The sequence below is a fragment of the Moraxella bovoculi 237 genome (assembly GCF_000696305.2).
Lineage (GTDB): Bacteria > Pseudomonadota > Gammaproteobacteria > Pseudomonadales > Moraxellaceae > Moraxella > Moraxella bovoculi.
Window position 1 is genome coordinate 1 of sequence record NZ_AOMT01000013.1, and the last position, 14481, is coordinate 14481.

Annotated in this window: 14 protein-coding genes and 1 riboswitch; of the genes, 6 read left to right on the forward strand and 8 right to left on the reverse strand. The window is 45.9% G+C overall.

All coding sequences use genetic code 11. The features are described from left to right. Window positions 1-326 precede the first annotated feature (326 nt). The gene (locus MBO_RS03425) at window positions 327-527 is read right to left on the reverse strand and encodes a hypothetical protein (protein ID WP_036363739.1); all 201 of its coding nucleotides are present in this window, start codon (window positions 525-527) and stop codon (window positions 327-329) included. 210 nt (window positions 528-737) lie between these two features. Between MBO_RS03425 and MBO_RS03430 the strand changes: the two genes are divergently transcribed. Beyond that, entirely contained in the window at window positions 738-1931 is a 1194-nt protein-coding gene (locus MBO_RS03430) for an anhydro-N-acetylmuramic acid kinase (protein WP_046699508.1), read from the forward strand. Between the two features lie 53 nt (window positions 1932-1984). On the opposite strand, the gene MBO_RS03435 is transcribed toward MBO_RS03430, so the two are convergent. After that, window positions 1985-2137, reverse strand: coding sequence for a hypothetical protein (locus MBO_RS03435; RefSeq protein WP_155399837.1), 153 nt, complete (start codon window positions 2135-2137; stop codon window positions 1985-1987). Beyond that, window positions 2137-2337, reverse strand: coding sequence for a hypothetical protein (locus MBO_RS03440; RefSeq protein ID WP_036363742.1), 201 nt, complete (start codon window positions 2335-2337; stop codon window positions 2137-2139). The genes MBO_RS03435 and MBO_RS03440 overlap by 1 nt, the downstream gene beginning before the upstream one ends. Window positions 2338-2607: 270 nt before the next feature. Here MBO_RS03440 and fabF point away from each other — a divergent pair, with 270 nt between their 5' ends. Next, window positions 2608-3912, forward strand: coding sequence for a beta-ketoacyl-ACP synthase II (gene fabF, locus MBO_RS03445; RefSeq protein WP_036363743.1), 1305 nt, complete (start codon window positions 2608-2610; stop codon window positions 3910-3912). Window positions 3913-3988: 76 nt separating this feature from the next. On the opposite strand, the gene hisH is transcribed toward fabF, so the two are convergent. Then, on the reverse strand, window positions 3989-4627 hold the full coding sequence (gene hisH, locus MBO_RS03450) for an imidazole glycerol phosphate synthase subunit HisH (RefSeq protein ID WP_187648936.1): 639 nt from the start codon (window positions 4625-4627) through the stop codon (window positions 3989-3991). Between the two features lie 15 nt (window positions 4628-4642). Next, window positions 4643-5239 (reverse strand): imidazoleglycerol-phosphate dehydratase HisB, encoded by a 597-nt coding sequence (gene hisB, locus MBO_RS03455; RefSeq protein ID WP_036363747.1) that lies wholly within the window; start codon window positions 5237-5239, stop codon window positions 4643-4645. Window positions 5240-5413: 174 nt separating this feature from the next. Here hisB and def point away from each other — a divergent pair, with 174 nt between their 5' ends. After that, a complete protein-coding gene (gene def / locus MBO_RS03460; protein ID WP_036363750.1) occupies window positions 5414-5926 on the forward strand; it encodes a peptide deformylase in 513 nt (170 codons plus the stop codon). 45 nt (window positions 5927-5971) lie between these two features. Here def and MBO_RS03465 read toward each other — a convergent pair whose 3' ends face one another. Continuing rightward, entirely contained in the window at window positions 5972-7822 is a 1851-nt protein-coding gene (locus MBO_RS03465) for an ABC transporter ATP-binding protein (protein WP_036363908.1), read from the reverse strand. Between the two features lie 120 nt (window positions 7823-7942). Further along, on the reverse strand, window positions 7943-9937 hold the full coding sequence (gene thiC, locus MBO_RS03470) for a phosphomethylpyrimidine synthase ThiC (RefSeq protein WP_226997825.1): 1995 nt from the start codon (window positions 9935-9937) through the stop codon (window positions 7943-7945). A 95-nt stretch (window positions 9938-10032) separates the two neighbouring features. Then, window positions 10033-10142: riboswitch (TPP riboswitch) on the reverse strand. A gap of 155 nt (window positions 10143-10297) precedes the next feature. Between thiC and MBO_RS03475 the strand changes: the two genes are divergently transcribed. From MBO_RS03475 to MBO_RS03485, 3 genes are all read left to right on the forward strand, one after another. Further along, window positions 10298-11548 carry a D-amino acid dehydrogenase gene (locus MBO_RS03475; protein ID WP_036363753.1) on the forward strand — a complete coding sequence of 417 codons (1251 nt, stop codon included), beginning with the start codon at window positions 10298-10300 and terminating at the stop codon, window positions 11546-11548. 27 nt (window positions 11549-11575) lie between these two features. Next, the gene (locus tag MBO_RS03480; protein WP_036363756.1) at window positions 11576-11926 is read left to right on the forward strand and encodes a RidA family protein; all 351 of its coding nucleotides are present in this window, start codon (window positions 11576-11578) and stop codon (window positions 11924-11926) included. Between the two features lie 302 nt (window positions 11927-12228). Beyond that, complete coding sequence (locus MBO_RS03485) at window positions 12229-12786, forward strand: DUF2059 domain-containing protein (RefSeq protein ID WP_036363759.1); 558 nt, start codon at window positions 12229-12231, stop codon at window positions 12784-12786. Between the two features lie 57 nt (window positions 12787-12843). Here MBO_RS03485 and guaA read toward each other — a convergent pair whose 3' ends face one another. Continuing rightward, window positions 12844-14403: a glutamine-hydrolyzing GMP synthase gene (guaA, locus tag MBO_RS03490; protein WP_036363763.1), complete on the reverse strand. Its 1560-nt coding sequence runs from the start codon at window positions 14401-14403 to the stop codon at window positions 12844-12846. Between the last annotated feature and the right edge of the window lie 78 nt (window positions 14404-14481).

The window sequence follows — 14481 nt, forward strand, 5'->3', positions numbered from 1 at the left end:
TTATTTATCTTTATTTATAAGTTTACTACCCCCTCTTCTGCGGCCTTCTTATCTACTATTATACATATAATAAAAGCCGTGCATTTCGCACGGCTTTTGTCTATTGTATATTGAGTATCAATTTAGCCTTTGATGCGTTTCACTTTAGAGACTTTGCAGCCTTTATAAGCTGTATTGGCTGATAGGTCTTGAATCACTACATCAGACTTATGATAATTACCCAACGTTCGTGCATCTGAACTGATCTACTAGCTTTCTTCATCTTCAAAGGACATACCTGCGACATCAGATCGGTCTATGTTGATCGGCAGGAAGCAAGTCTTACCCTAGGTTAGCCTCGGCATATGTTGAAGTTTTTGCGTATTAAAGCCATAAGTCAACTTGGTTGTTCCGCCTGTGGTGCATTTAGAAGTTACTTGACTAACTTTAACTGCGGTTTTGTCGGCGGTGGTAGCCTGTATATGCGCAGCGACAGACAGTCCGATGCCTAGAGCGAATAGTGGTGCTATTAATTTTAATGTTTTCATTATTATTCTCTTATTGCTTGGTTAATGAAATATGAATCACATTAATCCATGAGTAAATTATAGCCAAGCATCAAAATGATCATATGTTGCTATTTTTGAGAATAAGTTGTGTTTATCAAATTATCGACATATTTTATTGCATTTAGTTTAAGTCGTTACAAATTTCTCAAACTCTGCTATTCTATATTGTATTTTTTGACTAAGAACATTATGAATTTTGATGATTTTGAATTGCAAAATGAAGAAGCGCCGTATTTTATTGGCATGATGAGCGGCACAAGTCTCGATGCGCTTGATGCTGTATTATGCCGATTTGACGATGAAAAGCCTGTTGTTATTGCCAGCCACGGCGTTGATTTTCCCCATGATCTAAAAGCTGCGCTACTTGCCTTAACTGCGCCGAATGGCACGGATGACTATATTAAGGATAATGAGCTAAGCTTTGAAAGTGAGCTTGATGTCTTTGGCTGGGCGAGTGTGTTTTATGGTGAGTTATGCGCTCAAGCTGTGTTAGAGCTGCTGGATAAATCAGGCATTAGTAGCGAAGAAGTATGCGCCATCGGCTGTCATGGGCAAACTGTGCGCCATCGCCCACATTGGCGATTTAGCTTACAGCTGCTCGACCCCAATGTACTGACTGAGCGTACTGGCATCACGGTTGTTAGTGATTTTCGCCGCCGCGACATGGCTGTGGGCGGACAGGGCGCCCCGCTTGCGCCAGCATTTCACGAAGCCATCTTTAATGATTTTGATGACAAACGCACCAAAGCCGTTCTGAATCTGGGTGGTATCGCCAACATCACATTGCTATCTGATGGTCAACGCGAGGTCATTGGCTTTGACACAGGCTGTGCCAATCTTCTGCTAGATGGCTGGACTAAACGCCATACCGGTGCTGATTTTGACAAAGATGGTGCGTGGGCTAAGTCTGGGAAAATCATCACATCTTTATTAGAGCAGCTATTAAGCCACCCTTTCTTCAAAAAACCTTACCCAAAAAGCACGGGCCGTGAAGAGTTTAACTTAGAATGGCTGGATACAGAATTAACCAAGTTCAGTACGCAGCATAACAGTGAGTACACACCACAAGATGTACAAGCGACTCTCATCGATCTGACTGCTGTAAGCGTCGCTGATGCATTAACTCAAGTCTCAGCCGATGACGGTGAATTATTCGTCTGCGGTGGCGGCGCGTTAAATGACTACCTCATGACGCGTCTATCACATCATCTGCCTGCTTGGCAAGTTCAATCAACTGACACACTTGGTGTTCCGCCGACATTAGTAGAGAGCTTGGCTTTTGCTTGGCTTGCTCGTCAGACCATGCTATCACAAGTAGGTAACTTACCAAGCGTTACAGGGGCGGATAGATCGGTCGTACTAGGGCAAGTGTGCTTTCCTTAAATAAATCCGCCCACAAAAACCGCAAATCAATGCGGTTTTGTTATTGAAATAAATTATTCAGCTTCAAAAGATACTTCGGCAGGAACACCGTGAATATTCTTATAAGCGAATGTCGCTACATCGCCTTTTTGATGCCATTCACCGCCATGGCCTAAGATGCCATTTTGTGAAACATGGCGCTCGCCTGATCCAGCAGTATCTAGCATCAGCGTCGTGGTTGTGCCTCTAACATCAACTGGGCTTGGTTTTCATTAATATAAGTCAGCTTTGGCGTCATGCCATTTGCACAGATGAAGTTCGAAGAATGTACTTGATAAGTGCTTGAAGTTGGTACTTTAACATCGCTGACATTATTAGTGGCACAACCTGCCAATGCCAAGGCAACAACTAAAATTACTGGCATCATGATTTTGATGGGAAATCCCCAAAAATAAAACAAAGTTAAAATTTATGGTATGTTATGAATTAATCATAAGCAAAAATCATAATAAGCACACGTGGTAAATTATATATTTTGTGTTTATAAGATATACATAATCGCCATAGCTTGCAGGCAAAGCAACACAAATCAAGAAAAATACAGTTGTAAACTTTTCATCCTGAAAAAATCATGTTAAGATAGCTTAATTTGTAACAAAAAATAAATGTGCGCTCGCACGAATTGACGGATGATACCATGACTCAAAAACCCATTCACCATCAAAGACCAGACCATGAACGCGTTGTCATTACAGGCATGGGCGCAATTACACCTGTAGGTAACGACCTTGCAACCATTTGGGAGAATTTAACCAATGGCAAAAGCGGCATTACCAAGATTGAGAGTTTTGGTAATGACATTGATGTAGCTGAATTTCGCTCACAAATCGCAGGTCTTGTTAAAGATTTCGATGCCAAAAACTACCTAAACCCAAAAGAAGTTCGTCGCTATGATGAATTCGTGCATTATGCGCAAGTGGCAGCCGCACAAGCTCTACATCACGCAGGTCTGATTGATGACATCAAAGGCGACAGTTTGCCGATTAATGTCGATGGTGAACGATTTGGCGTGGTGATGGGTTCAGGCATTGGCGGCATCGGAACCATTGAGAGCAGTCGAGACACCTTAAAGGCCCATGGCGCAAAGAAAGTCTCGCCGTTCATCATCCCAGGCGCCATCGTGAACATGCCTGCAGGTCTAATCGCCATCCGTCATGGTTTAAAAGGCGCAAACCTATCCACAGCCACAGCCTGCACCACATCGACTCACGCCATCGGACTTGGTGCTCGACTCATCGCTTATGGCGACCTGGATGCGGTACTAGTCGGAGGTAGCGAGAAAGCGTCTACACCGCTGGGCATGTCAGGCTTTGGCGCGATGCATGCCCTATCGACACGCAATGATGAACCCACACGTGCAAGCCGCCCCTTCGATACAGATCGTGACGGCTTCGTTCTGGGTGATGGTGCTGGCGCTCTGGTGCTTGAAAGCTTAGCTCACGCCAAAGCTCGTGGCGCAACCATCTTGGCTGAATTGGTAGGATTTGGCATGAGTGATGACGCAAGTCACATCACTGCCCCGCCAGAAGATGGTGAAGGTGCGCGCCGCGCGATACAAAATGCGCTACGTGATGCAGGTCTAGATGCCGACCAAGTCGGCTACGTCAACGCACATGGCACAAGCACACCAGCAGGCGATGTCGCTGAGAGCTGTGCGATTCAGAGTTTATTCGGTGATGACATTCTGGTGAGCTCAACCAAGTCAATGACAGGCCACCTACTGGGCGCAGCGGGAGCGATCGAAGCGATCTTCACTGTGCTCGCTCTACAGAACCAAACGCTACCCCCAACCATCAACCTAGACAACCCTGATGAGCGTTGCACGCTAGACTACATCGCTCATACCGCCCGTAAGGTGGATAATGTTAATTATGCCATCTCGAACAGCTTTGGTTTTGGTGGTACGAATGGCAGCTTGGTATTTGGTCGTTGGCAAGACTAAACTAATCCCATTAAAAAGTACGCTTTGATAAGCGTGCTTTTTTGTTTCACGTGGAACATAATACATCAAAGATGGATTAGATTTGCCAATTGATAAAATTAGATAGCAATTGTAATCCTGCTTCATGGCTTTTTTCAGGATGGAACTGAGTGATGAACAGATTATCCTTAATGACGCTCGCACAGAACTCCACACCATAATCACACGTCGCCACGATGATGCCGTCATTGCGCGCATCTGTCATGTCGGGCTTACAGTAATAGCTGTGGGTAAAATAAAAATGCTTATTCGCGCAGCCCAGCCATAGCATATGATCGGTGTCAGTCTTCACCACGTTCCAACCAACATGCGGGATCTTGATGGGCTGATTATTATCTACCCAAGATTCATCGAAACGCTCTACAACACCTGCAATCTCGCTCAGACATTCTACTCGACCACCTTCGGTAGAATAGTCGAACATCGCCTGCATGCCAACACAGATTGCCATCACAGGCTTGTCCTTTAAGGCTTGCTTGACAGCGACATCCACGCCTGCCGCTCTCATGTGGTGCATCGCATCACCGATCGCGCCAACACCTGGCAGCAGCACCTTGTCAGCAGCAGCGACTTTATCAGGCTCATTGGTGATGATGACGTCAGCACCGACGGTTTTTAGGGCATTGGCGACAGAATATAAATTGCCGACGCCATAATCCAATAATGCAATTTTCATAATACAATCAAAACCTTATAGTACATTCTTCGTCGATGGTAGCACACCGCCTGCGCGCTCATCGATCTCACACGCCATACGCAGTGCTCGCGCCAACGCCTTAAATACACTCTCAATCTGATGGTGGCTGTTTTTGCCTTTTAGGTTGTCGATGTGCAGCGTGATGGCAGCATTATTCACCAGTCCATAAAAGAATTCGCTGAACAAATCCACATCAAGCTTACCCACATATGCGCGCGTAAATGGCACGTCCATGTGAAGGCTTGGGCGACCTGAGATGTCCACCACCACACGGCTTAGGCTCTCATCAAGCGGCGCATAAAAATGCCCATAACGGCGGATGCCTTTTTTGTCGCCAAGTGCAATCTTTAGCGCCTGACCAAGCGCAATACCAACATCTTCAACACTGTGATGATCATCAATGTGCGTATCGCCCGTACATTTGATCTCAAGGTCGAACAGTCCATGACGTGTAATCTGCTCAAGCATATGATCCAAAAATGGCACACCTGTGTCAAGCTTGCTGATGCCAGTGCCATCAATATTAATAGAAACAAAAATCTGTGTCTCGGCAGTATTTCGGCTAATCTGTGCGATACGTGGGGCGGTCATGGCTTCTCCTTGGGTTTAGCGCAGCGATTCAAAGACAAAAACACCATTTTACACAAAATTTGGTTGCTTTTGGGGAAATTTTGGCAAAAAAGCCGCCCTATTTTGCATAAATTTTGCCATTAAAAGGGCTTTGAATTATAATGGTGATAAATTTAACAAAAGTATGAGAAATTTATGGCAATTTTACCAATTTTGCATTATCCAGATCCACGCCTGCGCACCGTCGCCAAAGAAGTGGAAGTGATTGACAACACCATCAAAACGCTCATCGAAGACATGTTCGAGACCATGTACGACGCTCGTGGCATCGGGCTGGCTGCCACCCAGGTGGACAGACATGTTCAGGTGGTGGTCATGGATCTAGCCAAAGAAGGTGAGGAGCCACAGCCTAAAGTATATATCAATCCTAAGGTAACACCACTAACCGAAGAGCTGGCACCTTACCAAGAAGGCTGTCTGTCCATTCCTGAGGTCTATGACACCGTGGAGCGTCCTGCTCGCGTGCGCATCGAGGCTAAAGATGAGAATGGGGAAGATTTTAGTGTGGAGGCGGATGGTCTTTTGGCGGTGTGCATTCAGCACGAATTAGACCACCTAAAAGGCATCGTATTCGTTGATTATCTATCACGTCTCAAACAAGACCGCGCCCGCGATAAAGTGCGCAAAGTCATCGCCAAAAAAGGCTAAAACACGCCAAATAAAAACCCCCAAGCTCATCACTTGGGGTTTTTGTTACTCGTCCATCTCACCTAAGAAGCCGCCAGACTGTCTCGCCCACAGGTGCGCGTACACACCACCTTTGATGATGAGCTCATCATGGCTGCCGATCTCACTGATCTGACCTTTGTCCATGACCACAAGCTTGTCAAGACTTGCGATGGTAGATAGACGGTGTGCGATGGCGATGACCGTCTTACCAGACATCATGTCATCTAGGCTTTGGGTGATGGCGAATTCCACTTCACTGTCTAGTGCAGAAGTTGCCTCATCAAGCAGTAGAATTGGCGCATTTTTTAGCATGACGCGCGCGATGGCGATACGCTGACGCTGACCACCTGAGAGCTTCACACCACGTTCACCCACCTGCGTATCAAGTCCCACATTACCATACTTATCCTGCAATGTCTGAATAAAATCCCACGCATGTGCGGCTTTGGCAGCGGCGATGATCTCTTCATCTGTGGCGTTCGGCTTGCCATAAGCGATGTTCTCACGCACGGTACGATGTAGCAGCGCAGTATCTTGAGTGACCATGCCGATGTTTTGGCGAAGAGAGTTCTGAGTTACGCGCTTAATGTCCTGACCATCGATACAGATTTTACCGCCATCAACATCATAAAACCTAAGCAGTAGATTCACAAGCGTAGATTTACCCGCACCACTTCGACCAACCAGACCAACTTTCTCGCCTGCTTTGATGGATAAATTAAACTGCTCTAACAGCTTGATTGGCGAATCTGATTTACCATAATTAAAAGACACATCATCAAAGACAATACTGCCTTCGGTCACGACAAGCTCAGTTGCATCCGCATCATCAACGATGGCGTGCTGTGTGGTCAGCGTGCTCATGCCATCTTGGACTGTGCCGATGTGCTCAAATAAACTTGCCATCTCCCACATGATCCATTGAATCATGCCTTTTAATCTAAGCGCGATGCCCGAGGCAATGGCGATCGCACCCACAGTAACCTCGCCTGCCATCCACAGATACACGCCAATCGCGGTACTACCAACGATCATGATGAGCGAGATGGTCTCGGTCGTCGTGCCCAACAGCGACACCCAGCGCATCTGTGCATGCACGGTCGTCATGAATTCACTCATGGCAGATTTGGCATAGCCAAGTTCACGGTTTGAGTGACTAAACAGCTTCACCGCACTGATGTTAGCATAAGCATCTGTCACACGACCTGTCATCAGTGCACGAGCATCGGCTTGATCACTGGCGGTTTTTCTAAGTCTTGGTAAGAAAAATTTCATCACCACCACAACCGTAATCAGCCACAGCCCAAACGGCACAAATAACCAAAAATCAAGCCCAAGCAAAATCACGCCACTGGTAATAAGATATGCCGACACAAAAGACACCATCTCCGCCATCGTCATGATCGTATCACGCACACCCAGCGCCGTTTGCATGACCTTAGCAGAGACACGTCCAGAAAACTCATCATGATAAAACTGCATCGACTGTCCCAGCATGTGCTTATGGAACCACCAACGAAGTCGCATTGGCAGAACGCCTTGAAGCACTTGAAAGCGAATCAAATTACCAAAAAATTCTGCAAAAATCGACAAGACACACAGACCCAAAATCATCATGATGGTCTGTCCTTTTTCTTGCCAAAGCGTGCTTGGTGTGTAGATGGTTAGCCAATCAACCACATCCCCCGCCCAAGCAAAGAGCAACGAACCAAACACCCCAAGCAGTACTGACAGCACAATACGAACAAAAATCCAACCACGCGCACCCTTGGTACATGCCCACAGGAACGACAACAATTTACCACGAGTCATCACAGGCATGGTACTGCTTGGATAAGGGTCAATCTTGCGTTCAAAATAAGAAAATAAAGACATGCTACTCACAATTATTATAAAAATTTGCTTATTATAGCAGATTTTGAGGGTGCTTTTTGATGGGTAAGGTTTTTGATACAGAATAAAAAACCACACCATGGGTGCGGTTTTTGATTGAATTTACAATGGATGATAGAGCTTGGCGCCTGTCTCGTGGTATTTTTGGCGCATCTCATCAAAGCCCGCCTGCTGTTCATATTCCAGACCTTTGGCGTACTCCCTAACGTTTTGCGTGATTTTCATGGAACAAAACTTCGGGCCACACATAGAACAAAAATGAGCCGATTTATGGGCTTTTTTTGGCATGGTCTCATCGTGCATTGCCCTTGCCGTGTCAGGGTCTAGGGCAAGGTTAAATTGGTCTTCCCAACGAAACTCAAACCGTGCCTTAGACAAGGCGTTATCACGCACTTGGGCGAGTGGGTGTCCTTTGGCAAGGTCGGCGGCGTGAGCGGCGATTTTGTAAGTGATGATACCGTCCTTTACGTCCTTTTTGTTGGGCAAACCCAAATGCTCCTTTGGCGTAACATAGCACAGCATTGCCGTACCATACCACCCAATCATCGCTGCCCCTATTGCACTTGTGATATGGTCATAGCCAGGGGCAATGTCAGTCGTCAAAGGCCCTAGCGTATAAAACGGAGCTTCGTGGCAATGCGTGAGTTGCATATCCATATTTTCTTTAATCATGTGCATCGGAACGTGCCCGGGTCCTTCTATCATCACTTGCACGTCATGCTCCCACGCACGTTTGGTCAGCTCGCCAAGCGTTTTTAATTCGCTAAATTGAGCTTCATCATTGGCATCTTGGATACAGCCCGGTCTTAGTCCATCGCCCAAACTAAACGCCACATCATAGGCTTTGGCAATTTCACAAATCTCATCAAAATGCTCATAAATAAAATTCTCCTTGTGATGAGTCAAGCACCACTGTGCCATGATTGACCCACCCCGAGAGACAATGCCCGTCAAGCGATTGGCGGTGAGTGGCACATAACGAAGTAGCACCCCTGCATGAATGGTAAAATAATCCACGCCCTGCTCTGCCTGCTCAATGAGCGTATCCTTAAAAATCTCCCACGTCAAATCCTCCGCCACACCATTTACCTTTTCCAAAGCCTGATAAATCGGCACCGTCCCAATCGGCACAGGGCTGTTGCGGATAATCCATTCTCGTGTTTCGTGGATATTTTTGCCTGTGGACAAATCCATAATCGTATCCGCCCCCCAACGTGTCGCCCACGTCATCTTCGCCACTTCTTCATCAATGGACGAGCCTAGGGCGGAGTTGCCGATATTGGCGTTAATTTTCACCAAAAAATTTCGCCCAATAATCATCGGCTCGCTCTCTGGGTGATTGATATTGCAAGGAATAATCGCTCGCCCTTCTGCCACTTCCTTACGCACAAATTCAGGGGTAATCTTACGCACTGTTTTCCCAAAATTTTGCCCCTGATGTTGGCGTAAATCCACGCCATCACGCTGCTTGCCATTTTCACGAATGGCGATGTACTCCATCTCAGGCGTGATAATGCCTTGTCTGGCGTAGTGCATTTGGGTAACGTTTTTGCCACGCTTGGCTCGTCTAGGTCTGGCAATGTGAGCAAAACGAATGTCCGCCGTGCGAATGTCGTTAAGCCGTGCCTTACCAAAATCCGATGTCAAACCGTCCAAAACATCCGTGTCATCACGCTCGGCAATCCACGCCTCACGCAGTTTAGGCAAGCCTTGATTTAGGTCAATGTGAACGCTCGGGTCGGTATAAACGCCTGATGTGTCATACACCAAAATCGGCTCGTTCTTCTCAAAACCATCCTGTTTGCCATGGCTAAGACCTATGGGCGTGTCGGTGAGCGTAATCTCACGAAACGGCACACGAATGTTGGCTTGTGAGCCTTGCACATAGACCTTTTTGGACGCAGGTAGAATGCGAGTTAAATCTTTGGCGTCTTGTTCACAACCTGCGAACTTGGCTTGCTCTACTTCGTCAAACTCACTCGTAGTACTATTTGTACAACTTGGCTCGTTTTTATCGTATATCCAGCCAACTTCTGTGGTTGTGGCATCTTGTGGGGAATGGGTGTGGGGTTGATTTGCGATTTGGCTCATCATAATATCCTTTTTAAATGGCTAATAAACAAATCAAGCCATCAAAAATCTTATGATGAAAAAGAATTATTGATATAAATCAATAATATACAGAATTCTTAAGATTTTGAAAACTTGATTTCCTACGGCGGTACGAACCGCATCAGGTTCAACGGATTTTGTGGCATAACCACAATCTCGGCAACTTTGGGTTGCACTCCGTCAAGTTGGTAACATTATAACACAGCTTTTATCCAAACAAAGCAAAACATTTTTTGGGCATTATCATAAAATATTTTCATACCTCATGAATGTCGCTTGTTATTCATTCAAGCGATTGTTATCATAAGCGATTGTTTATATCATTACTTTCAAGGACAGTCAGTTATGAAAGCAATCGTACTTGGCGGCGGCGTCATTGGTGTAACGTCAGCGTATTATCTTGCTAAATTGGGCGTAGATGTCACCGTCATCGAACGCCAAAACGATGTCGCCGAAGAGACCAGCTTTGGCAACGCGGGTCAAATCTCCCCTGGTTATTCAACCCCTTGGGCAGCCCCAGGCATCCCACTAAAAGCCGCCAAATGGCTACTTCAAAAACACGCACCCTTTGCCATCAGTCCCGATGGATCCCTTTGGCAGGCGCAGTGGGCAGCCAAGATGTTCGCCAACTGTAATGCCGATCGCTACGCCCTTAACAAAGAACGCATGATGCGAGTCGCGGAATATAGCCGTGATTGCCTACAAAATCTGCGCCAAGAGACGGGCATTCAATACGAACACCGCACCAAAGGCACATTACAATTATTCAGAAAACAAGCTCAGCTGGATGTGGTGGGTCGTGACATCGAAGTTCTAAAAGAATGCGGCGTGGCTTACGAGCTGCTTGGCCGAGATGAGCTAGCCCGAGTCGAACCTGCCCTAGCTCACGCCAAGGACAAACTTGTAGGCGGACTTCGACTGCCCAATGACGAAACGGGCGATTGTAATTTATTCACCAAAAGACTCGCCGCGCTCGCCAAAGATCTGGGCGTGAAGTTCTTATTTAATAAAACCGTGCAAAAAATTCAGCATGATGGTAATGCCATCACAGGCGTTCTGGCTGATGGCGAGCTACTTACCGCTGATCATTATGTGCTGGCCTTTAGCAGCTACTCGCGTGACATTGCTAAGCCTTTGGGGCTTAATTTACCTGTTTATCCCGTCAAAGGCTATTCTCTGACTGTGCCCGTTATCGATCCTGATAATGCGCCCGTCTCGACCGTGTTAGATGAGACCTTCAAGATTGCCATCACACGCTTTGATGATCGTATTCGTGTGGGCGGCATGGCAGAATTAAGCGGTTTTAATCTAAAGTTAAATCCCGCTCGCCGAGCCACGCTTGAGATGGTTACACGTGATTTATTCACAGGTGGCGACTTACCGAATGCGACTTTCTGGACGGGTCTTCGCCCCATGACACCAGACGGCACACCAATCATCGGAGAGACCAAATTCAATAACCTATTCATCAATACAGGGCATGGCACACTCGGCTGGACCATGGCGTGCGGTTCTGGGAAATTAATTGCGGACATCATCACCAAGCGCGCGCCAGACATCAGCCTTGACGGGTTGTCGTTGGCACGGTATCATTAATCATCCAATCACCACTAAGGAATCATCATGGCTAACATCATCAAACTAGACAGTAACGACACCTTGAGCGAAATCGCCATCCATAATGGCGTGGTATATTTGGCAGGTCAAGTTCCAGACAATGATGACTTGGATATTATTGGACAAACACGCGAAGTATTGAACAATATTGATAAGGCACTCGCCAAAGCTGGCACAGACAAGTCAAAACTACTCACCGCCCAAGTATTCATTAAAGACTTGAAAGATTTTGAGCAATTCAACAGTGAATATACGGCATGGATGGCAGGGATCACACCGCCAACTCGTGCAACAGTACAAGCAAACTTAGTCAATCCAAACTGGCTTGTGGAAATTGTTGTTACTGCCGCCATTTGATAAATAATGAAATTCTGATTGTTTCCGTGGGGGGTGTAGTGAATAACATCATAACCCCCTTCTTATTTACCATGTGTGGTCTAGCAATTTCTTTTTCACCCCAATCATCAATCATAACATAATCTGAATTTATCACATAGCCAAAACTCATTAGTAAATTCATGACATGCAATTTAAATGACAGTGTGTTTTATATGAAATACCGATTAACACATCATCTCGCCTGCTTTCTTAAAGCAACTTGACAGTCAAAATCCTTAATGATAACATATAATAATTATCATTCAAATTAGGGATAACTCATGAAAATCAAAAAAAGCATTCTGACTGGCTGCTTGACTACTGCTCTTTTATTTGGATCAAATATCTCACTAGCAAAAGTTCCAAATGATGCCTCTTTACTCAAGTTAGTAAAAATAGTTAATGCAGAACAAAATATTCAAGAAGGAATGAAATTTGGTTTTATCAATTCATTTACGCAGAACAATCTAAACAACCCCATGTTTCGAAGCTTGTCAGAAGACAAGCAGGCACAGCTTGAAGCCCTGACACAAGAATTTGCCGAAAAAGTTTGGGCGGAAGTTGATACCAGTGCTCTACCACAACAAGTGGTAGACAATTATTTACTGATTGCCAAGAAGTATTACAATCAAGAAGAAGTGGATGCCTTAATCAAATTTTATGACACGCCACTTGGCCAAAGCATCATTGCGAAAGAGGTTCACATTGCATCACAATTACTTAATAATGTGATGGCAGATTTTTTGAATGATAAAGAATTGATTCAACTGATAGAGCAAGGGGTGATAAAAAATTCAGCCGAATTTGAAAGTCGTTTACAAGAAATTTTGCAGCAATAACACCCCAAACAATAAATCCCCTAGATGTCTTGATAGGGGATTTATTTTAGCCGTTTATCACTCCCACTCAATGGTCGCAGGTGGCTTACTCGATACGTCGTAGACCACACGAGATACGTCACGAATCTCATTCATTATACGAGTTGAGATTTTGTCCACCAGATCATATGGTAGATGAGCAAAGCGAGCAGTCATAAAGTCCACTGTCTCAACCGCACGCAAGGCAATCACCCACGCATAACGGCGACCATCGCCCACCACACCAACTGATTTTACAGGTTGGAACACTGCAAAGGCTTGGGCGGTCTTATCATACCAACCAGATGCGCGCAGCTCCTGCATGAAGATATCATCTGCCACACGCAAGATATCGGCATATTCTTTCTTGACTTCGCCCAAGATACGCACGCCTAGACCTGGACCTGGGAATGGATGACGATAGATCATGTGATACGGGATACCAAGCGCGACGCCAAGTTTGCGCACCTCATCCTTAAACAAATCACGCAGCGGCTCAACCAATTCAAATGCCAAATCTTCAGGCAAGCCACCCACATTGTGGTGTGACTTAATGACGTGCGCTTTGCCTTGCTTGCTTGCTGCTGACTCAATCACGTCAGGATAGATGGTGCCTTGGGCTAAGAATTTTACACCGTCTAATTTACGAGCTTCTTCAGAGAACACTTCGATGAATTCGCGTCCAATGATCTTGCGCTTAGCCTCTGGATCGGTAACACCTGCTAGTGCGCCCAAAAAACGATCCTCGCTGTCGGCGCGAATCACACGAATGCCCATATTCTCAACGAACATTTGCATGACTTGATCGCCTTCGTTCAGACGAAGCAGACCATTGTCCACGAATACACAGGTCAGCTGATCGCCAATCGCCTTGTGCAGTAGTGCTGCCACCACTGAGCTGTCAACACCGCCAGACAGACCTAGTAGTACTTTTTCATCGCCGATCTGCTCTTTTAGTTGGGCGATACGCATCTCAATGATATTCTCAGAGTTCCATGCGTTGCCACAGCCACAGATGTTATGTACGAAGTTAGAAATAAACTCAACGCCTTTTTCTGTATGGGTGACCTCTGGGTGGAATTGCACACCATAAAAACCACGCGCTTCATCACTGGCAGAGGCATATGGACAGCTTGGCGTGCTCGATGTGGTCACAAAGCCCTCAGGCAGACGTGATACTTTGTCGCCATGGCTCATCCATACTTGTGATTGGTTATTGGCATCTGAGATGTCATTTAGCAGTTTGTCATTCTGAACGATGTCAATTTTGGCATAACCAAACTCATGCACATCACCAGCTTCGACCTTACCGCCCAGCTGTTCTGCCATCGTCTGAAAACCATAACACACACCAAGCACAGGTACACCCAATTCAAATACCGCTTTTGGTGCGCGTGGACTGCCTTCTTGATGAACGCTCTCAGGGCCGCCAGATAGGATGATACCTTTAGGGTTAAAGGCGCGAATGTCTTCATCAGACATATCAAAAGCATACATCTCAGAATATACGCCTGCTTCACGTACACGGCGCGCGATAAGCTGACTGTACTGCGAACCAAAATCAAGGATTAAAATACGGTCTTGGGTAATGTTGGTCATGGCTATTCCAGTTAAAAAACCAATAAAATAAACGCAATTAAGCGCAAAAACAAAAAGAGTTAAAGCAGGGCTGAGCCT